This window comes from Bacillus cereus group sp. N6, assembly GCF_016483705.1.
Classification (GTDB): Bacteria; Bacillota; Bacilli; order Bacillales; family Bacillaceae_G; genus Bacillus_A; species Bacillus_A wiedmannii.
This window is the reverse complement of sequence record NZ_JAEHBI010000066.1, coordinates 1-20,593: the sequence shown is the minus strand read 5'-3', so window position 1 is coordinate 20,593 and position 20,593 is coordinate 1. Positions and strand designations below refer to the sequence as shown.

Sequence of the window (20,593 nt, the reverse complement as noted above, 5' to 3'; positions counted from 1 at the left end):
GTATTTACAAATGAGAGGCATATGAAACTAGTAAAATTAAAAAAGCTTCCGTGAGGAAGCTGAGTAGTTACAAAATTTGATAGGCTGGATGACGTTGATCGAGCGAATCTGTTATTTCCGACAAGTACGTCTTCTGATTGTTGACCTTTTGTATGAACGCTCTGACCTGTTCTAAATCTAAGTAATACAAGCCCTTATGCCGTTGATCCAAATACAAAATACTACCTGCCAACAACTTTGTAGCGGATTCAATCCAAAAATCATATCGTTCTTTTGGTTTGACCACCGTTTGTGCGATTGAAATTGCTTGCATGAGATCTTCGGAAAGCCAATCACCCTTACGATGCATCTTTCCTTTTCCTATTTTTCCTATAACAAATGCATTTTCACATTGCATTTGCTTCGTTACATGCAAAGGATTGATAATAGATAACTGCCTTTCTGTACCGATGTAGACTCCTGACATCTCATTTCATCCCCCTTCGGTTTCTTACACCTTGCTCCCTATCCAAAACACAATTGCCCAAATGGGAAGTGCAAGTATACACGCATTCCGACAGCCAACAAAAAAACCAAGCGGATTTTCATCTATTTGACTGAAATGAGCTTCGTATTTTGTCATATAATCTTAGTCCTTTCTTTATTGAACTTTCTTACGGTTTCTTACTGCAAATACGGCTCCAATTAAGCCAAGTGCGACACATACAAGACCGACCCATTTTATGTATGGATTTTCGGCTTTACCGCCTGTTGTCGGAAGATAATTTTCAATTTTCTTTGGTGTTTGTTCTAGTTGTGGTTTCTCTAGTTGTGGAATGACAGGTTTTTCGGTTACTTTTGGTTGTTCCGGTACCTGTGGTTGTGGTGTTTCTGGTTTTTGTGGTTGTTCTGGTTGTGGTGTCTCTGGTGTAGGTGGCGTCGGTTTCTTCTGATCCTTCACCGTATGCTTAATGATTTGACCATCCTCTTTAATTTCAAAAGAGAATATTTCTTCATTTAGTAAATAGCCTTCTGGTGCGAATGTTTCTTTATATGTGTACTTTCCGTATGGAAGCTTAAATTTCGCAATGCCGTTTTTATCCGTTTTTCCTTTTGCAACTTCTTTTCCTTGTTCGTTAAAGATGGTAAATTCAGCGTTCGGAAGCTTATTGTTGCCATCTGCAATATCTACCTTACTAATCTCCAACTCTCCTGTGATTTGCTTGTTTTTCGCTGTTAGCATGATTGTCTTGCCTTGTTCAGAGATACTAAAAGGAATAGGTTCTTTCGTTGTCACGTAGCCAGTTGGTGCTTGTTTTTCAACAAATGAGTATGCTCCAAATGGTAAGTCTTTTACTTCAATCAAACCGTTTTTATCACTTTTGTATTCACTCATTTTCTTTCCTTTACTATCTTGAAGAATGAACACCGCACCTTCTAATTTTTTATCTGGTTTCTCTCCATCTACTTTTAGAAGTTGCACGTTTCCTTTTACTTCTTTATTTTCAACTACAAATGTCAGCGTTTTCCCTTGTTCTTTGACCTCGAATGGATATTTTGTTTGATTAAGAAGATATCCTTCTACTCCTTTTGTCTCAACAAAATAATACTTTCCATATGGAAGATCCTTCACTTGTGCAATCCCTTGTTCGTTTGTAACCGTTTTTGTGATTTCTTTCCCCTCTGCTGTATATAATGTGAACTCTACTTTTGGAAGAGTTTTTCCGCTATCACTTAATTTCTTAATCTCAATGTTTCCTTTTACTTTTGTGTTTTGTAATGTAATCGTAGCAACCTCGCCTGTTTTAACTTCAACCTGTTGTGGCTGCCCATTCAGTATATAGCCAGTAGGTGATTTTACCTCTTTAAGAGTATAAGTTCCGATTTCTAAACCAGAAAGGCTTGCTGAACCTTGCTCATTTGTAGTCATTGTGCCTACTTTTTGATTTGCACTGTTCATGACTTCAAATACTGCACCTTGTAGCAATTCTTTTTGTTCTCCCACTTTTACAACTTTCAATCCACCAAGAGATTTCCAGTTTACTTGTAAATCGGCACTCACTTTTTCCTCATTTTTTTCTAAAAGGACTGTCGCATCTTGGACTTTATCAGTTCCTTGATACGCTACTGCCTGCAAATTAGAAAGATTAGATGTTACTTTTAAAGAAAAGTTACCTGTTTGAGAGGATTTCGGTATCAAAATACGGAATTGTTCTCCTAAATTGAATTTTTGTTTTGCTTCACCTTTTGTTGAAACAACTTTCGTTCCATTCGGTGCATTAGCTAATTGAACTGTAAACACACCGTTCTTAGCGTTACTTTCAATTTGATACACTGTCGTTTCAAAGTACTCACCGTTTAACTTTGCTTCTTGATTGTCTGTTGGTGTTACATTCATATACATGTCTTGTGTTTCCTGGCTTGTATTTGCACCATCAATAATGGCTTTCACAGATTTTGCAACATTCGCATTCTTATGCTGAATTTCACTAATGTCAATTTGACCTAATGATGCCCAAACACTGAGCTGGGTTGCATAATGCGCCTCTTTCCAATCGGAAACCCCTAATTCTTCTGGACTCTTTTGCGGATATCCATTTAGAAGAACTCGGTACACAATATCATCTGTGCGCCCCATCTCTGGAAGGTCATTACCGTTGGGACTTAACTTCCCATAAGTTAAACAATACGCAATTTGCCCATTTACATTCTTCAATAGTTCTGTCCGTAGGTCTTTTCCGTACATGGGACTAAAACTCCAATTTATTTCGTATTTCTCACGATTAATGACTTCAGCACTCGCTTTCGTAAGCGGAAATACAAAATTCAAGACAATTAGAAGCATACTCATCACAATGAGCAACGTTTGATACGATCGTTTCAACATACTAACAGCTCCCTCATATTATGCAGTTTTCAAGGATCAATAATTGTGAATCACTAATTCTATTTGAATTACTAGGTTTTTTTACTATAATTAATCGTGTATGGTTACTTTGTATCTTTATTTAACAAGAGTAACCTTTTAAAAGTTATTCTCGAACTCGATAATACGTTGGTACAAAAAAGTACTCTACAGGTTTTTCAAAAAAAATCGAAATTTTTTCTGCTCGTTCAGCATTAACCCCAGATGTGCCTTTCTCTATAGAATGTAGCACTTGTGGACTAATTTTTAATATTTGAGAAAGGAACTCTAAGGAACAATTCCGAGCCTTTCTCTCATGTTTTAAAGTCATCTCGTAACCTCCTTTCGGTTATCCTTACGAATATCATATATCACTTTTAAAGTTAAAACAACTGTTTTTTTTAATATTCATTGATTTTTTATGTTTTTTCATCACTTTTAAAGTTAATTAACCCTCTCTAGAGTTATAAAAGACGTATATCTTGCAAAAAAACACACAACAAATCATAAAATTAAGTGGGAGGAAAATAAAAAATGAGTATTTTTGGTGCACGTGTAAAAACACTAAGGTTAGAAGCTGGATGGAGCATGAAACAACTAGGTGAAAAAATAGGAGAAGTTAGTGGAACAAGTTTCGCTCAAACAACTGTTTCAAATTGGGAAAATAAAGGGGCTGAACCTCCATATAGCGTTTTAATAGTTATGGCTAATCTTTTCCAGGTCAGTACAGATTATTTGGTTGGCAATACTCAAACCATTCAAAACAAGGAATTGTCTTTAGAAGGACATCAAACAAAAATGGATATTAATATAGAGGATACAGAGGTTGAACCAAATCACGAACTACCTTTCATGACACATGACCTTTATGAAGATCTACTTACAATACCACTAAATAAAAAAGAACAATTAGAGAAGCAACTTTATGAATACACAGAATTTATTAGTTATAAGTATGACAAATTACAAGAAGAATTTATGAATTTCAGAAAATATATCCAATACGAAATTAAAGCCTCCAGTTCAAATTAACCGGAGGCTTTTCTTAAGTTACACTCTTCTATTCTTACATTAACGATTGATATCTCATAATAATAGTTATACAATAGGACATATAAAGAAATATAACCTTATTAAAGTTACAAAAACAAAAAAATAAACCCTACCACAACCTGTTTTTAATTGGCAAATCACTTTGGCCGGTGAACCAATTAAAAACTCAATCAGAGTAGGGGGCTTATTTATAATTATATTTTCTACATATTTATTATAGCATGTAAAAAATATAATGTGAATAAAAACCTCTACTTTTCCAGCATTTTTCTGTTTATTTGTGGTGGAAAAAATAGGAGGTTTTTTCCGTGTTATTGCATAACTTTTTGCTTAGTCGAGCAAAAGCTGAATTAAGTCCTCGAATTAAACATTTATCCAAAACACCAGGAACTATTAATCAATCAATCAAGAAAGTTACTACTTATATTGATAATATTGTCCATGACGATGAAGGTGTTACCACAAAAGATTACCTTACCAAAAGACAGTTTGAAGCCTTTGAGACTATTTTATCTTATTTAGTACAAGAAGGTTATACCCAAGTAAGGCAAGAACATATTTGTAAAAAATCGGGTATTTCTAAACCAATTATTAATTACGTGTTGAATTGGCTGCAAGATTTAGGAGTATGCCAACAAATAAAGGTAAGACGACATGGAAAGATCGCTCCTTCCGTTTACATCTTGACTATACATAATAATTATTTAAAGATCATTGAATACTTTAAAGTGAAATGGGCTTTAGCTATTGATATATGCTCTACTTTCACAGACTTTTTAAAGAAAAAAACCTCAAAAGAAAAAAGTGAATCTGAAGATGAAACTCAAATATCTGTTTCCCCTAATGGATTAGATATTTTTGATATTGGAACAGAAAAAGAATTACAATCTGAACCTACTTCTAATCAGAAGCGAGAGGAAGACTTAAGCACTTACTTAAGCGAAAATCAGAAAAGAGCTTACCACCATATAATGAGTCAGCGCATAACAAATTTAACTGAAAATGATGCTTATGTCATTGCTCTAAGATTGCCACCAGATTTAGATAACTTAGAAACGTCTGGCAAGTGGGCTTTTGAAGAATCGGTTAAATGGTTTAGAGATAACAAAGCTGATTATAGCGCTCCGGCTCATTTTATGAAAATGTTTAGTGAGAAATTAAAGTTTTATCAAAAACAAAGAATAAATGAATCTCAAAAACGTCTTGCAAATATGGGAATAGATAAAAAGAATAATAGTACAATCCCATTCGATTTATTCAAAAAAATGCTTGTTCCGAACCCGTAAACCTCATTTTTCAAAAAATAATTATCATTTTGCCTTGCTTGAAAAAATCATACATAGCAAGGCTATTCGTCATGCCTTTATTAATCCTCCACTTTCTTTAAGCATTTGAAGAAACTTAAAGAAAAAAATAACCACATTTTGCATCAAAAACTTTCACTTTCCGCTTTAAATTCTAGTAAAATAACCTTCCCTTTTAAGAATGAACATTCCAAAATTTACCCACATATTAACTTAGAAATTTACTAAGCTAAAATTCTAAATCGCTTGTAAGAGTAAGACTCAAAGGCTGTATATTATTTCTAATGTTTTTATTGGTTTTACTTTTTTAAAACAAGATTTAATAACTAGAGTAATTTCATTTTTAATTTGTATTTTAAAAAGTGAATTTTGTCACTCCTTAGGGATGAAATACTTTTTACTGATGATAATTACAGTAATCTTAAAATAAACTAAAGAGATTCCCTATCAATTTACAATTTAAAACATATTATTAATTCGTTCATTTTACTTTTTGTGGAAAAGGCCTACGTTTTAATTTTAAATAGCAATTTTTAACGAAGTTTAGGAAATCTCTTTATATAGAAAAAAATTAAATTATAGGATTTTTGATAATTAATGTGGAAGCGTTCTATATAAAAAATAAAGGAGGGCGAACAGTTGCAAGAACGCTCATTTTGGACAAAAGATGTTGCCGAACGCTTAGAAATAGGCACAAGTACGCTTAGGAAATGGTGTATAGCTTTAGAACAGGAACAATATTCTTTTGTAAAAGGTGCAAAAAATAGTCGTGCTTTTGTTCAAAAGGATATTAAAGTACTAGAACAGATGAAAAAGCTGATCCAAGAGGCTGGAATGAGTATTGAAGGAGCCGTGAAGGTTGTTTTATCTGTTCCTTCTGCTGAAGTTGAAACAGATAATGATCTAGAGAATGATAATAGAACGCCTAGCGTTCTATCAGAGAACGTAATGAATTTGCCTAAAGGTTTTATAGAACAATTACTCCAAGAACAGATATTACTAAAAGAGAAAATTCAACAGCTAGAACGTATTGAGATCATGAATGCCGAACGGTTAGAACGCATGGAGAACAGATACAAGGAACGAGATGATTTGCTATTAACACATGTTAGAGAGGTACAAGAAACTAAACAACTTTTAGTAGCATCTCAAAACAAACAAAAGGAAAAAAAGTGGTGGGAATTTTGGAAATAACACATTTAAGTTGATTTATTTTAAATTAAAATAAATCAACTTAAATCAACTAGATGATTCCCTCTCGGAGTAATAGCTCGATTTTAAATCATTTTAAATGAAAATGATTTATTTTCATTTACTTATGTTGATTTTTCCAGTTAATTATAGTAAAATGTAATTAAGATAAGTTTAAATGATTTAAAATAAATTCTTTTCAATAAGAAAGGGGCAATATAAATGAAATTCAATTATTTTGTAGAAGATGATAATGGGAATTCCGAGAAGAAGATTACAATTAATGGAGAAATGATGAAATTTCCAAATACATATAGTTATGTGTATAAAGAGCCAGTTCCGCAAGATAAAAAAATTGAAGAATTAGTGCATGGATTAATTCATAATATGGATGTTACTGTTAATTCATCAGCTTTGAAAGGTCAAGTAGCTCAAAGGGTGTTTGTGGGAGAACGTGCCATTCGCTCTGGTGAAGATCTTCAGAATCTTAACATTAAATCAAACCGTGGTAAGCATAGACAAGATACTACAATTATGACTACAGTTAGTGCAATCGCTTGTCGTTCGGTTCAAGATATGTTTAAAGATCAAAACTCTATAGAAGAAGGCACAAATATAGAAGCAATTGTTTCTATGGTTACAGCTTTACCAGCTAGTGAATGGACAAAAGAAAAAGCAAAACAACTCTCCGAAAGATTTACAAATAGTAGTCACCATGTAACGGTAACTGTGGGTGATTTGAGAGTTTATGTAACTTTGAAATTTGAAAAAGTAATTGTTGTACAAGAAGGGACTATTGCCCTATTTGCTTTAATTGAGGATGGTAATGGGAAATATAGAAATGATGACATATTTAATGAATTTAAAGAAACGTATGATATGAAAGATATAACAGGTGAATACTTCCAAGAAAAACGTCTTCTTCACATAGATATTGGTGATGGAACAACGGAATATGTCGTTACAAAAGGTTATGATTATGACAATGACCACAGTTCAGGAGAAAGACATGGTATAGGTCATGCGATTGAACGTGCTAAAAAAGATTTTGAAGATGAATGGGGTTTTTCTATAGAAAGACAAGAGTTTGCCGGATATCTGAAAGAAGAGCATCCTAAATATTATGAAGATGCTAAAAAGTTCTTAGCGAGAGCAAAATTTAATTTGGCTGATGAAGTTTTAGATACTGCGGAAACTAAATTACAGGATTTAAAATATGATGTAGAAGTCGTGGTTGTTTATGGCGGTGGAAGTATTCAATTAAAAGAAAATCTTTTCGAAGATTTAAAAGAAATTTGTGATTCTAAAAAAATTAAAATATTATGGATTAATCCTAAGAATGCAACGGAAATGAATGTTAAAGGCATGACTGTATTTAGTTCAATTGTACTTCAAAAAGAACAAGTAAAATAGGTGATTATGATGGCTAAACCAAAAGCGATTCAAATTCCATTGTCGGAGAAAATGCGTCAAAGATGTCCAGAACTATTTGTTTGGATAGAATCACAGGAAAACCCTAATGAAGCTACAAGAAAGGTGTTAGAACATTTTATATCGTTATACGGGACACAAAGTGTAGATAACGAAGAAATAAAGCTTGGAATGGCGAAAGACTTGTTAAGTGCAAAAGGCATGCTACAAGGGGATATCCCAAGGGGTCTACCTTCCAAATCACCTTTAACGTATAAACAGCCAGAAGAGGGTAATGTAATTGAAAAAGTTGAAAGATCAACTGGAACCGCAAATGAAGAAAATCGGCCGAAAGATGTTCATATTGAAAAACCGGGAGAAAAAACTCAAGAAGATCCGGTGAATAAACCTATAGAAAGAAATATAAATATGAATAAGTGGACGCATGAATAATTCTCTAAAATGAATTTTTTTAAAAAAATTTTTATGAAAAGAAGCAAAAAACAACAAGATGCATAATGACATGATGGAGTGCTTACTTATTAGAGAAGGCACTCCATTTTTGTATTTTAAATAAGAAGTAGTTTTTTCAAATACATACTTTTATACAATGAAAGTGGTGAGTTTATGGAAATGTCAACAAATAAACAAAAAAAGCGAACTCAAATTTTTAAATTTTTGATGTTTTGGGTATTTATTCTTATCGTATTATTTTTATTTAAATCATTCATTTTACAAATTATTGGAATTACATTGATTGCTGCTTTTATTTGTTTAGGGTTTTATTATCTTGGTTACTTGTTATTCGGAATAATTTCTTTAATTATTGTTGTAGGTAGTGTTATATGTGCCATATGTGTATTAGGATATTTTTTATAACTTTAAAATGTAAAAAGGATCTATGAAAGAGAGAAGGGGAAATAGCCGCATTACATTTGTAATGCGGCTATTTCCCTTTTTTATGAATAATACTCTCAGCCAGTATTGCCATGTGCATAACTAACTATAGCACTGCTAGCTTGTTGGACATCTAATCCAATTGAAGGATCTCCAATTGTAAAAATGCCTATAGCGATAAGACTTACTAAACTTAGTTTTAAGAGCTTCATTTTAACACCTCTTTGCTAATGTTTTTTTCCTTTGCCTGATAAGTTAAATGGAAATATGTGCTGGATTTTTCGAATTGTGTATCGTTATGAAACTGAAGAGCTAAAATTTCGTAATATTCTTGAATATACTCCCATAGTTTTTCTTGGTTAAAGTGTCCCATTCCTGCTAAAATAGTATTTTCTAAAATTTCAGTTTCAGCTTTGTTGCATAGATTATCAAGAATTTCAAAGTGATATTGGTATTCTAGTATCTCTAATTCTTTACAAATATGTAGTCCTTTTTTTATAAGCTCTGATGCAATTTCTGTTTCTCCTAACCTTAGGCGTTGTTTAGCTTCAATAAAAAGTGCTCTATAGTTATTTGACATCTTCTCATTTACTTCAGATAAATAGCGAACTGCCAAGACAGATTGCTTTTGTTCAGCATACATTAACCCTAAATTTTGACGAGCAATCAAAATATCTCTTTCGTTACCGAATGTACGAAATAAGTCTATTGCTGTGAGGAAATATTCTTCTGCCATCTCGAATTCGTTTAAGTGAGTACAAGCTAATCCTAAAAGATTATTGCAATAGGAAATTTTCAATTCGCAATCAGCGTTATTAATAAATATATCCTTGGATATATTTGCGTATTTTATGGCGAAAAGGGCTTGATGAATATGGTAATGAAAAATGGCTAAATTATAATAGAATTCAGCTTTTTCATAATGCTCTTTTGCTAAATTATAACTTCCAACTGCATTTGAATGAATGGCCTTAAAAAAGTGGTAGTAATATGCTAGATAATCTTCTTTTGGAGTTTCGAAATCTTCGATTTTGTCAAAACTATTTTTAGAAATGCCCATGTTATTGATTAAATAGTCATGTCTAAAATCAAGAAGCGAATAATAAAAAAGTAAATTTTGATTATCTGCAAGGTCATTAATGTGTTCATCAATTTCTTTTTTTAATCGTGTAGAATTTTCTCTATTTCTCGCACGAATTTGTAAATACCATTCATTTAGTAACTCAGTAAGTTGCTCATTTCCCTTTAGTTGAACGTTCATATTATCCTCCCCATCACCCTATAATAAAGGGAATATTCTTATAATAAAATGATAACAGATAAGCAAAAAAATAATCTTATCAAGCTCTATGTTTCAAAATTTTTCTGAATATTCTAATTTATATTACGAATTATGGTGGATTGTTTAGTTAATTCGGACAGAATAATATGAATATTTTTTCTGATTATAGGGTAATATTCCCAATACTTCAATCGCTCATGCAATTTTGCATTTCGTGTTTATTTAATATTAAAAAAAAGAGATTTTTAAGTGTATTTTCTTTGCACCTGTTATAAAAAAGAGAGTGCCATGCGACCACCATGTACACTCTCTAGATAAATGCTACCATCAAGTTGGTGGCTATCATAATTTAATTTTTCTAACGAAGTCCTCCTTTTTATGCTTCCGACGTTGAGATAATAAGGTGGGCTTCTTGTGTTCTTATAGCATATATTCTTTATATTTCACTTCACTATGTAATCAAGCAAGCCAATATATGTTATTAACTTCTAGCACTCTGATATTCTTTTTGAATTGTTAGAACGTCTTCCAATGTAGAAACCTCTAGAACAATAGACAACTCATGAAGCATTGTGAGTGTTTCCTCCATTTCCTCTAACATTTTCTCCAACTCAATAGTTTGTACCCCATACTCAATTAAACGATTAATAAATAAATCAGATTCCGAAAGATCAGGGGAAATGATAGAGATAATCTCTTTTGCTTTTGGTAAAATCTTTGTTTCAAATTGCTTTTGTATTTCAGCACGCCCCATTGAAACATGGTAGCTTGAACACAACTTACGAAATGCTTTTAAGCGAATATCAGCTTCTAATAAATTAAATCGTTCTAAATAGGAATCTAGATCAAAGCCCTTATGTTCCTCAGACATTTCTTCTGTTTCTTCTTTATACACTCCATCGGCTCTCTTTTCAATTTTTTCTATATCTAATTCATCAAAACCATTTTCCAGTAATATATCTTTTACCGCTAATCGAAAAGATTCTTGAATCATTGTGTCTAGCATAATGGCGGGGACATGATTGGAATGCCCTACTTGTACTAATGCTTTAACAGTTGCTTGAGCCAGTTTAATGTAATTTTCAGCATTAAACTCCCCTTGTACAATTACTTGGCTTTGCTCTTCTTGTACATTTATAGCCAATACAAAGTCTCCAGTAGATTCTTGGACTAACCCCTCGTTATCAGATACCTTTACATATATATTTCCCATTATCTGTTCGCCCCTCATCATAAATGTATGGATACTATGACCCTATATTTAAATATAACGCTGATTTTCACGTTATAAAAGGATTTGTCAAAAATTATATAATATTTGGTTTTTTTTTTTTATGTACAAATTCAAAAAAAAGGATCAAAGTCATATAGATTTAATGTGTCTAGAATTCTATGTGGATGGTGAAAAAAATGAGCCATTATCAAATGCTGTATAGCACCCCGTATCTATATTCTTCAAACACGCTCCGTCAAATGTATAAAGGGACAAAAAAGGAAGATGACATTTGTGCAATACAAGAGCACATGCTACGTCATGAGGTATACCTGGACCGACAATACCGAGGTTATTATTATTTGAGTCAAAAAATTGAAGAGGATCTATATGGTGATGAACATGCTTTGTCCTGGAATGAGTTATTGGATGAATATCAACTTTATAGGGATCGTAAAGGGAATTTGTCTATTAAACCGAAAGGATGAGATGAACATGACAATCATTGGAGAATTAGGGGTTGTTTATGGTGTGACCGGAGCTTCAGTTTTGGGGATTAAATTACTGAAAAAGAAAGGTCTTTACCTTCCAGGATGGTTGCTACGTGCGGGTCTCAAATGCTTATTGATTGGGAGTGTTTGGTACGTTCTAATGGATATACTAGATGTATTTCTACGTTAGTATTACATCTGGTAGTTGAAAATGATTATAATATCGCACCTAAAACGGTTTTTTCTAAGCTTCCATACAGGCTCAACTACCTTAAGGAGGTATGGAGGAAATGTTGTCACTTTTATTAATTCCAGCGACCTTTATAACAGTAGCTTACTTTTACAAAAGTAAAGGAATGAGTGATAAGAAAAAAATTGCAACGTTTTTTGAAATTGCAAAGATATGTGTTCAGCATAAAGGTGAATTACAATACCCCATTTTTATAAAAGAAATAGAAGATGACATAAGTATGAATTATGTTTACAAGTTACCACTTGGCGTGCCAAGTCAACTTATCAAAAAATTAGCTGAAGTATTAGAAGAAGGACTATATAAGCCTGTTAAAATATCGTTCCATCAAAGAGAGCTTCATATTCGCGTATTTAAGCAAAAAATATCTGAAATGTGGAATTGGTCTAAGGATCTGTTAAAAGAGCACACATGGAGAGTTATGATGGGGAAAGCGTTAGATAAACATGTATATCATGATTTCGAGAAAACACCGCATATGTGTGTGGCGGGTATGACGCGATTTGGAAAGACAGTATTCTTAAAAAATGTGATGACTAGTTTGATTTTACAACAACCTCAACATGTGAATTTTTTTATTATCGATCTGAAGGAAGGGCTAGAATTTAGTCCTTATAAAGAGCTATTCCAAGTAGTAGAAGTAGCTGAAAATCCGGAACAGGCGTTAGAGATGTTGGTGAGAGTACGAGAAAAGATGGTAAAACAGATTGAAATGATGAAGAAGTCCTATTTTACCAATATCATAGATACATCCATAAAAGAGCGTTGCTTCATCATAGTAGATGAGGGAGCAAATCTTTGTTCAACACAAGGTTTACCTAAAAAACAACGGGATATATTATTTATGTGCCAGGAGATGTTATCTGAAATTGCAAGAATCGGGGGTGGTTTAGGATTTAGGCTTATATTTTGTACGCAATATCCAACCTCTGATACATTGCCAAGGCAAATCAAGCAAAATGCTGATGCAAAGCTAGGTTTTCGATTACCAACAGCGGTTGCGTCACAAGTTGCTTTAGATGAACCAGGTCTTGAGGATCTGCCTTCCCTTCCAGGAAGAGCATTATTTAAGACAGATCGTACAGAAGAAATTCAGGTACCATATTTAAAGGATATGGACATGTGGGCGTTACTGAAGCAATACAAGGTGGTGAAACAAAATGAGGCATCAAACACTCAAACAGAAAGCGAGACAAATCGAGATTTTATCCACTTTGAGTAAGTTAGATTTTGCAACTAGGAGGCAATTACAAGCCATCCACTGTCTAGGGAGTATCCGAAATGCCAATCGTGTATTAAAGGATTTACATTCATATTGTCACATTACAAAAGTGGCTCGTGAACACGTATATTATTTAAACAAAAAGGGACGGGATTTATTAGGCATTACAAAAGAAGTGAAGAAAAGTAGTCAACTACAGCACATATTAATGCGAAACGAAAGCTGGATGTGGCTTGGATTTCCAGAATGGAAAACAGAAAGACCTATCGAGTTTTCAATCAATGGTCAACGGTATCAAATCATTCCTGACGCAACGTATTTTGAGGGTAATGTTCCCTATTTCGTTGAAATAGATCGTATGCAACATATGAAGGCAAACGAACATAAAATACAGTTATATGGCCATATAACAGATATCTATAAAAGACAGAATGCTATTGTTCCAGTAATTATCTTTTTTACATTATCAGACTATCGGCAATCTAAATTAGAGCAATATGCTATAAAACAAAATATATTTATGAGAACATATGTGATGAATGATATTTTTTAATTAAAGCCAAAAATCATTATAATCTACATTTTTATTTGTTAGCTTTTTTAAAGTATCAATAATTTTGGAACCAGTTTTTAAAGATGGAAGAAATGCATTTCCTTTGCATAAGCGACTAATCGTACCTTGACTTACACCGCTTCTTTCTGCAACTTCCTGTTGGGTTAAATTATGCTTATCTATAAATTTACCGAATTTACTCCTAGTTTTTCCTATACCAAACCAACTCATATTCTCACCTCGGAAAATTATTATTTATAAATCTAGCTTGTCCAAATCTATAATTATTAAAACCTTCAACAAATTGTAATTTTGGATTAGTTTTCATCATAAAATAAATTAAGAAGTAAAAATGAAAAAACATGTAATAATTTTGTGGAATCTAGCATTCATAGTAATAGCTACAAGTTGCTGATACACTAGCCTAATGGCAACTTGTTGCAACAGGTATGCAAACAAAATAAAAAGCTGAAACTCCTTATGTAAGAAGGGATTCAGCTTTTTATTTTTCATAGATTAATAATTTATTTTCTGTTATTAGATATAAATTAATGGGTAATATGTCGAACTAATAAGAGATTATTAACGGGTCACTCTTAATTTCTTTACTTGTTCGGATTGTGAAAAAAATAAAAATTTCACGTATCATACTTAAATTAAAAGACCTCATAATATATATTCAAGGGGTCTCGTTTATTAAGAAGGATCAAGGTCTTTATAACGATAGGGACCTGTTTCTTGTTGTTTTCTGTGTATTTTGTGTCTATTTGGCCAATTATCTATTCCTCTTACAATGGCATCTCTGGAGTATGGTATATGTAAAGCTAATTCTTCCTTAAGAATAGCGGGACATAAGGTACGATCTATGCCATTTTTTTTATTCAAGTTAATAACTAATATAGAGACGTCAAGTTGTAAAGCTACATCTATTTCCCAACGTACATATCTATATAAATTTTTGGTTTTTTGTCCAACAAGTACAATAAGACATTTTGTATTCAAGAACCGCTGGTAAAGTTTTCTTTTAATATATGCTTCATCATTATCATTTAACTTACTTTTTTGCATTGGATAAAGATCATGAGCATTGTGAAAATTAAACTCTTTTCCATCCTTTGCCTTCCATGCTGTTATGAGACGATAGTAATGCATATCTTCATCACCGTCGAAACATATATAAGTCTTATTACGATAAGCCATTAAAAACACTCCCTTATTGATTCGCCTTTGGAATAGATTGGGTTAGTACAATTGTAATAAATAAAAAGGATAATAGAACTTGAGAGGCTCTAATATAGTGTCCAAGTTCTGTAACAGTTTGAACAGTATTGTAACTTAATGGGAAAGTGTTTGATAAGCTAAATAAGAAAGCTTGTGAAAATGTAGCACCTGAACTTTCCCATTTAAACGCTGATGTAAATGGAATTTGAAATAGATATCCGTATGATAAAATCATATAGAAAAATGATTGGAACAGACTAATAAACTTTCTTCTCGTACGGTGAAGTGTAGCGAAAGAACTTTTAATAGCTCCTTCTTCCCAAATGTGATAATAAAAATAGGTAAAGGAGTTCATAAGTAAGAGGTAAATTGTAATTGCCACAATGTATATATTATTAATATGTTGATACCAAACTAACCCAATAAAGACAAATTTCAAACAAATAAAGATATCAACAGCAATATTCCGTGCTTTTCTTTTTTTTCTGTTCAAGTAATCAATATCTGATGAGTGGCGGTGAAAAAATAATACGAATTTAATTGCAATCCATTTAATTAATTCCACTACATTTATATAGAATAATAGGGAAATTATTTTATGGAAAATAGGGTATATGAACCCATTGTCAGTGGATTTTTCTTTATTTCTTCCTTCATACATAAATTTTTATTTCACACTCCTAATTTGAGATTATCTAGATGTTGTTGGGGTATGTGTAGCAATGGAACAGGATAACGCAACAAGTATTAGCGGACATTAGAAATGATAAAAATGTACTTTTTATTTGAAAATAGCTTAATTTTAGATACATTTCCATTCTTATGAAGCAAAAAAGTTCAATTTTGTAAAAAGATCAAAATCGTTCTTTTATATCCACTAATATACGAAATAACCCTTAAAACGAATGTCCGCTAATACTTAACGTAAGTTTTGGTTCCATTGCGACACATACCCCTTGTTCTATCCTCCTTACTAGTTACGTCTTTCCTGTTTAATTATATTATAATGAATTTTTATTATTTTTATAATAAAAAATGTTTTGAATTATTACAGTAAGTAGCTCCAAAGGTCTTGATAATTTCACGTACCATATTTTAAATAAAAATATGGTTGTTTAACACAAAATGTATAAGTATGTTAAATTTCAATGTGGCGTAATGCTTTCGAGTAATACTTTTCATAAGCTAAATCCCTCTCTTAAGAAAAAATGGGAAGAAATAAAAAAAGAATTAAAATTTGAATAGCATATTATTGGATAGGTTTTAATTAAGATCTTCATAAAATTTTATTAGGTAGTCGAGATAATTTATAAACTCACTGATAAATTGGTGCTCGTGTGGATCTTTAGCATGGCACCAATTTGCAATTAAGTTAAGATAAGTATTATATTTGGGGATTTCTTCAGCTAGACAATTATTATAACTTAAGAAAATACGTATTATTTTTGCGAATTCTTCTTTATATAAGTGGAAATCATCAGTTTGCATAAGTAAGTTTATTTTCTTCGTTCTATGTGATATTAGCCTATTAACTACATCGTTAAAAATATGTAATCTTATATATAATGTTACAATGTTTTCTGTTACTTCAAACATCTCCATTTTGTTACTTTTTTCGTTTTTAATATATAGAATAGAATTATATAGCCTGTTGGATTTATTTAGTTCATTTATATAATCTCGTTCTTTAATAAATGCCTCTTCTCTATTTTTAGCTGTGCAAACAATACTAAACAAAAATTTATCTTTACCAAATTTAATAAAATCAGATTGCATTTTTGTATTAAAATGTATATTTGTTTCTAACTGATATAGGTGAGCTGAAATTCTTTGTTTTAAGTTATTTGTCAAACCAATATAAATCATTTTATTTTCAGTATTCTCAATACAGTAAATAAAATGAATATCAAAATCTGAAATTAAATACTTACTAGATATGTCTTGTAAAACCATTTATTTTATTACCTCCCCCTATTAATTAGATTAATATTGAATTAAAATAAAGTCCTGTATTAGCAGGACTTTATTTTAATTTTTTTACAATGCTTTGCGATGTACTGTGTAAATTCGATGAAGGGATATGAAACTAATGAATGATGTTGTGTGTATTTTATCCCTTCTTTTTGTACATTAACAGAGTAAGTTTTTCTATATTCATTTCTTTTCGTTTATTAAAACTATCTTATTTTCTCGACTTATTTTTCCTTGAGCAATAAAGACAGCTAGTACCTTTGGCACGAGCATTAACTGTAGTTTCCCATTCGTGTCCTTCATTGCATTTCCACCATACTCTTTTACTTGAACTCCTCGTGACATCATAAGGAGTCAATGTTCCATTTTTAGTGGGATGCCATTGTTTAGCAAGCTCTGGATTTAATGTAGCAAGACACATTTAGCAACAGCTATTGGTATAGCAGCAGCAAAAAAACGAACAAGCACTTATTTTATTAAGTGCCATGATTTACTTCAGAATTTGAAGCGTGCAAAAATTGAAAACCGTTTAGAATCCCGATTAAAACACTACACAAAATACAAATTGCTTATCATTGATGAAATTGGATATTTACCGATTGATCCGGAGGATGCAAAATTATTCTTCCAACTCATTGATATGCGTTATGAAAAACGTAGTACGATTTTCACTACGAATGTAAATTTCAAATCATGGGATGAAATCTTTCAAGACCCTAAAATAGCGAATGCCATACTAGATCGTGTATTACATCACGCCACAGTTGTTAGCATTGTAGGACAGTCATATCGAATTAAGGATCATTTTAGTAAAGAAAATGATTAAATCTGTACATGCTTAAACAAGTGAAAATGTACATGAGCATCTTGACATTTACAAGTTGATGTTTAAAGGGCTAAATAAAAAACTTTGCGAGATTTTCCGCAAAGTTTTTGTAATCGTGCGTATTATAATAGTAGTTTTCGTATTTCTTCTGTACTAAGTCCTGTGAATTTTGCAATATCTTCTAATGGCATCCCATTCTTATGCATACCACGGATTAATTGGATTTTTCCTTCTTCACGAGCGTGTGCCAACTTGGCTTGTTCATCTAAAAGTAACTTTTCACGAGCTTCATAAGCTGTTCGGAATGAGGAGTCATGGCTCATATTTTCCCATTTATTCATTGCTTTTTGTAAAATTGGATCTTGATTCATCGCAATCTCCTCCAATGTTTGAGTTAAATGTTCATCTTCATGTGCTGGTAGCAATAACATCCAGCGAACAAATACATTTTCCCATGGATTTACTTTTTCTTCATGCCATTGTTTGACCAATTTTGGAATTTCAACAAAATGGATTTCAATATCATCACTTAGTATCTGCTGTTTTTTGCTATTCCATAATTGTCCTATGGTATGAAATGAATCATCCTGGGAGAATAATATAAAATCTAATAAGTTAATGGTAATTGTTTTCCGAAGTGAACGATACGGCATCCCTTCTTGCATTTGGGATGTATAGAGTTTACTCCAGTAATATAAAGATCGCTTCACCATATCATGTGTATTGCGAAGCTGTATCTCTATATTCACTTGCGTTCCGTTGTCTAATGTTGCTAATAAGTCTAATATGGATAACTTATCATCTTCATAAGATTTATGAAGATGTGGATCTTCTAGTTGTAGAGATGCAATAGGTGCATCTAAAGATTCTTCTAGGATAGCGTTTAGAAATCCAGTTAAAATTTCTTCGTTTCCCTTCGTTCCGAATAACTGTTTAAAAGCGAAATCAATTCGTAAATTTACTAATTTTGTGGACATGGGTTTCCTCTCCCTGTCTTTCTTTTCTTCTTATTATTTTATAATGTAATTCGTAATATAAGCAAATGCTACTTTTACCATTGTATCTCCAATTCATCACAGTACACATCTAACTCCGTAAAACAGTTTTGTAAATCCGCTTCAAAATCAATTTCACGAATTATGCTATCTACCTTTTTTTCTAAATCCGAAATTGTGTTGTAAGGAACATAAAATATATATTCTCCTGAACGTTGTTCCATATTATATTGTGATATAAGGAAGGATTCGATATTATTTCGAACTTTCCCCTTTCCTCGTACAAATTTATTATTATTTTCTACACGTAACAACATACGAATTGTGGCTGTTTGTTCTTTAGTTTGTTCGCCTTTTTCAGTTTGCTTATTTTTTCGTATATATCGGTAGAGTGTAGCTTGACTAATACCTGTCATGTTTACAATTTTTTGGATGCTATATTCTTTAGAATCATATAACTTCAATGCTCTCTGAAGGAAACTATCCTTAACACGAGGGCGTCCACCTACTCTTCCCCTGGCTCTTGCACTTTCAAGTCCTTCGAGAGTACGCTGAGCAATTAAGTCTCTTTCAAACTGGCTGAATGCTTGAAATACTGTTAACATCAATTTTCCTTGGGGTGTATTAGTATCAAACTGTTCTTTAATACTAATTAGCTTAACTTCCTTATTCTCAAAAAAATCAACAAGTTCAATTAAATCTTTGGTACTTCTTCCTAATCTAGAAAAGCTTTCAACAACTAATGTATCACCAGGTCTAATTTTATCTTTTAATCGAGTAAGCTCTGGACGATCACTTTTCGTACCTGTTATTTTTTCAGTTAAAATTTCAGTACAGTTATAATTTTGAAGCATGTCTAGTTGACGAATCAAATCTTGTTGTTGGGTACTTACCCTTGCATAGCCATAAATGTATGAATTCATGAAATCACCTAACCTTTACAAGATGATTTTATCATAAAGGGTAGTTAAAGTTAATTTGATTTTGACAATAGTTTTGATAACGTAGTTAAGCGATTTATAAGGATTAAATTTTGTTTATTTTACATTTATCAAAAACCATTGTTTTTGATAAAAATTTAAAATGATAATTCTAATAATTATGTACTTTATGCTTAGTTTGGGTTTAATATAAGAATAGGATATATTCCCAAAAAATACATAAGGGGTGTTGATTATGAATTTTTCAAAAGACTTTAACTACAATCATCAAGGCGATTATTTATATCCAGTTGAGTATTATCAATTTCGCCAATCAAGCACACTAAATACATTTAAAGTTGAATTATTATGTTTTGATGGTTCGTATGCTTTTCATTTGATTTCAGATAACGAATCAATCCCAAAAGAATACCGTTTTGTTTCAAGTAATCATTATGAAATTAATGAGGAGTTTGGCTTTGCTCCTTTAGACTCTGATTCTAAACAAGCTGTATTACAACGAGCAATTGATTTAGGAAGTGCAATTGCAAAGAAATATTGTGAAAAACCAGTTAATCAATAATAAGTAAAGACCGGATATTAATATCCGGTCTTTACTTATTATTTGCTGTATGTTAAGTGATTTTTTATTGTTGTTATTTATTTAACTCTTTTATTACTTTATTTTGTAATCTTGGTGTCAATCTATTGATGATTCGATCTAATTGATTATTAAAAAAGAAAAATTTTGCGTCTAACATCAAATAATAACTATCCTCAGTTATATGATATGAATGCCCTCCATATCGTTTGACCATCATATCCCATTCATTTTTAGTAACTACTCAGCTTTTTCAGACAAAAAAGCAGGCCAAATACATGTTTCCGATTTGAAAACATGAAAAAAAAT

At 31.9% G+C, this 20,593-nt stretch carries 23 protein-coding genes and 2 pseudogenes; 12 read left to right on the top strand and 13 right to left on the bottom strand.

Going from position 1 to position 20,593, the window contains the following annotated elements; translation table 11 throughout:
• Positions 1 to 73: 73 nt before the first annotated feature.
• From JDS99_RS27730 to JDS99_RS27720, 3 genes and pseudogenes are all read right to left on the bottom strand, one after another.
• Positions 74 to 397 (bottom strand): annotated as a pseudogene (locus JDS99_RS27730) (type IV secretory system conjugative DNA transfer family protein); the annotation flags it as partial.
• 243 nt (positions 398 to 640) lie between these two features.
• Positions 641 to 2,866 carry a SpaA isopeptide-forming pilin-related protein gene (locus JDS99_RS27725; protein ID WP_199696136.1) on the bottom strand — a complete coding sequence of 742 codons (2,226 nt, stop codon included), beginning with the start codon at positions 2,864 to 2,866 and terminating at the stop codon, positions 641 to 643.
• Positions 2,867 to 3,011: 145 nt separating this feature from the next.
• Positions 3,012 to 3,215, bottom strand: a complete 204-nt coding sequence (locus JDS99_RS27720) for a helix-turn-helix domain-containing protein (RefSeq protein ID WP_199696135.1) — start codon at positions 3,213 to 3,215, stop codon at positions 3,012 to 3,014.
• Positions 3,216 to 3,418: 203 nt separating this feature from the next.
• On the opposite strand from JDS99_RS27720, the gene JDS99_RS27715 reads away from it, so the two are divergent.
• From JDS99_RS27715 to JDS99_RS27690, 6 genes are all read left to right on the top strand, one after another.
• A complete protein-coding gene (locus JDS99_RS27715) occupies positions 3,419 to 3,916 on the top strand; it encodes a helix-turn-helix domain-containing protein (protein WP_098228043.1) in 498 nt (165 codons plus the stop codon).
• A gap of 329 nt (positions 3,917 to 4,245) precedes the next feature.
• Positions 4,246 to 5,223: a Replicase RepFR55 gene (locus JDS99_RS27710; protein ID WP_199696134.1), complete on the top strand. Its 978-nt coding sequence runs from the start codon at positions 4,246 to 4,248 to the stop codon at positions 5,221 to 5,223.
• 657 nt (positions 5,224 to 5,880) lie between these two features.
• Positions 5,881 to 6,435: a DUF3967 domain-containing protein gene (locus JDS99_RS27705; protein WP_199696133.1), complete on the top strand. Its 555-nt coding sequence runs from the start codon at positions 5,881 to 5,883 to the stop codon at positions 6,433 to 6,435.
• 219 nt (positions 6,436 to 6,654) lie between these two features.
• Positions 6,655 to 7,845 carry a ParM/StbA family protein gene (locus JDS99_RS27700; RefSeq protein WP_199696132.1) on the top strand — a complete coding sequence of 397 codons (1,191 nt, stop codon included), beginning with the start codon at positions 6,655 to 6,657 and terminating at the stop codon, positions 7,843 to 7,845.
• A 9-nt stretch (positions 7,846 to 7,854) separates the two neighbouring features.
• Complete coding sequence (locus tag JDS99_RS27695; RefSeq protein ID WP_242475773.1) at positions 7,855 to 8,295, top strand: hypothetical protein; 441 nt, start codon at positions 7,855 to 7,857, stop codon at positions 8,293 to 8,295.
• A gap of 174 nt (positions 8,296 to 8,469) precedes the next feature.
• Positions 8,470 to 8,721 carry a hypothetical protein gene (locus JDS99_RS27690; protein ID WP_199696130.1) on the top strand — a complete coding sequence of 84 codons (252 nt, stop codon included), beginning with the start codon at positions 8,470 to 8,472 and terminating at the stop codon, positions 8,719 to 8,721.
• 95 nt (positions 8,722 to 8,816) lie between these two features.
• Here the strand turns inward: JDS99_RS27690 and JDS99_RS32445 are convergent, their stop codons facing one another.
• The 3 genes from JDS99_RS32445 to JDS99_RS27680 form a co-directional block, all read right to left on the bottom strand.
• Positions 8,817 to 8,951, bottom strand: a complete 135-nt coding sequence (locus JDS99_RS32445; protein ID WP_255543216.1) for a hypothetical protein — start codon at positions 8,949 to 8,951, stop codon at positions 8,817 to 8,819.
• On the bottom strand, positions 8,948 to 10,000 hold the full coding sequence (locus JDS99_RS27685) for a Rap family tetratricopeptide repeat protein (RefSeq protein WP_199696129.1): 1,053 nt from the start codon (positions 9,998 to 10,000) through the stop codon (positions 8,948 to 8,950). Before JDS99_RS27685 ends, JDS99_RS32445 begins: the two co-directional genes overlap by 4 nt.
• 502 nt (positions 10,001 to 10,502) lie before the next feature.
• Positions 10,503 to 11,234, bottom strand: coding sequence for a hypothetical protein (locus JDS99_RS27680; protein ID WP_016110514.1), 732 nt, complete (start codon positions 11,232 to 11,234; stop codon positions 10,503 to 10,505).
• 197 nt (positions 11,235 to 11,431) lie between these two features.
• On the opposite strand from JDS99_RS27680, the gene JDS99_RS27675 reads away from it, so the two are divergent.
• From JDS99_RS27675 to JDS99_RS27660, 4 genes are all read left to right on the top strand, one after another.
• Positions 11,432 to 11,722, top strand: a complete 291-nt coding sequence (locus tag JDS99_RS27675; protein ID WP_042891007.1) for a phage protein — start codon at positions 11,432 to 11,434, stop codon at positions 11,720 to 11,722.
• A 7-nt stretch (positions 11,723 to 11,729) separates the two neighbouring features.
• On the top strand, positions 11,730 to 11,915 hold the full coding sequence (locus JDS99_RS27670; protein WP_042891009.1) for a hypothetical protein: 186 nt from the start codon (positions 11,730 to 11,732) through the stop codon (positions 11,913 to 11,915).
• A gap of 100 nt (positions 11,916 to 12,015) precedes the next feature.
• Positions 12,016 to 13,197, top strand: a complete 1,182-nt coding sequence (locus tag JDS99_RS27665) for an FtsK/SpoIIIE domain-containing protein (protein WP_199696128.1) — start codon at positions 12,016 to 12,018, stop codon at positions 13,195 to 13,197.
• Positions 13,136 to 13,750, top strand: a complete 615-nt coding sequence (locus tag JDS99_RS27660) for a replication-relaxation family protein (protein WP_199696127.1) — start codon at positions 13,136 to 13,138, stop codon at positions 13,748 to 13,750. The genes JDS99_RS27665 and JDS99_RS27660 overlap by 62 nt, the downstream gene beginning before the upstream one ends.
• Here the strand turns inward: JDS99_RS27660 and JDS99_RS27655 are convergent, their stop codons facing one another.
• From JDS99_RS27655 to JDS99_RS27635, 5 genes are all read right to left on the bottom strand, one after another.
• Positions 13,751 to 13,981 (bottom strand): helix-turn-helix transcriptional regulator, encoded by a 231-nt coding sequence (locus JDS99_RS27655; protein WP_002205070.1) that lies wholly within the window; start codon positions 13,979 to 13,981, stop codon positions 13,751 to 13,753. It abuts the gene before it with no gap.
• A gap of 465 nt (positions 13,982 to 14,446) precedes the next feature.
• A complete protein-coding gene (locus JDS99_RS27650) occupies positions 14,447 to 14,950 on the bottom strand; it encodes a TIR domain-containing protein (protein WP_199696126.1) in 504 nt (167 codons plus the stop codon).
• Between the two features lie 13 nt (positions 14,951 to 14,963).
• Positions 14,964 to 15,464, bottom strand: coding sequence for a hypothetical protein (locus JDS99_RS27645; RefSeq protein WP_242475772.1), 501 nt, complete (start codon positions 15,462 to 15,464; stop codon positions 14,964 to 14,966).
• A 770-nt stretch (positions 15,465 to 16,234) separates the two neighbouring features.
• Positions 16,235 to 16,924, bottom strand: a complete 690-nt coding sequence (locus tag JDS99_RS27640; protein WP_199696124.1) for a GIY-YIG nuclease family protein — start codon at positions 16,922 to 16,924, stop codon at positions 16,235 to 16,237.
• Positions 16,925 to 17,153: 229 nt separating this feature from the next.
• Complete coding sequence (locus JDS99_RS27635) at positions 17,154 to 17,363, bottom strand: zinc-ribbon domain-containing protein (protein ID WP_199696123.1); 210 nt, start codon at positions 17,361 to 17,363, stop codon at positions 17,154 to 17,156.
• On the opposite strand from JDS99_RS27635, the pseudogene istB reads away from it, so the two are divergent.
• Positions 17,355 to 17,768: pseudogene (istB, locus tag JDS99_RS27630) on the top strand (IS21-like element IS232 family helper ATPase IstB); the annotation flags it as partial. The gene JDS99_RS27635 and the pseudogene istB overlap by 9 nt on opposite strands.
• A gap of 122 nt (positions 17,769 to 17,890) precedes the next feature.
• On the opposite strand, the gene JDS99_RS27625 reads toward istB, so the two are convergent.
• Both JDS99_RS27625 and JDS99_RS27620 read right to left on the bottom strand, forming a co-directional pair.
• Complete coding sequence (locus JDS99_RS27625; protein ID WP_199696122.1) at positions 17,891 to 18,745, bottom strand: Rpn family recombination-promoting nuclease/putative transposase; 855 nt, start codon at positions 18,743 to 18,745, stop codon at positions 17,891 to 17,893.
• A 74-nt stretch (positions 18,746 to 18,819) separates the two neighbouring features.
• Positions 18,820 to 19,686: a recombinase family protein gene (locus JDS99_RS27620; RefSeq protein ID WP_199696121.1), complete on the bottom strand. Its 867-nt coding sequence runs from the start codon at positions 19,684 to 19,686 to the stop codon at positions 18,820 to 18,822.
• Positions 19,687 to 19,939: 253 nt separating this feature from the next.
• Here JDS99_RS27620 and JDS99_RS27615 point away from each other — a divergent pair, with 253 nt between their 5' ends.
• Positions 19,940 to 20,266, top strand: a complete 327-nt coding sequence (locus tag JDS99_RS27615) for a hypothetical protein (protein WP_199696137.1) — start codon at positions 19,940 to 19,942, stop codon at positions 20,264 to 20,266.
• The last annotated feature ends 327 nt before the right edge of the window (positions 20,267 to 20,593 follow it).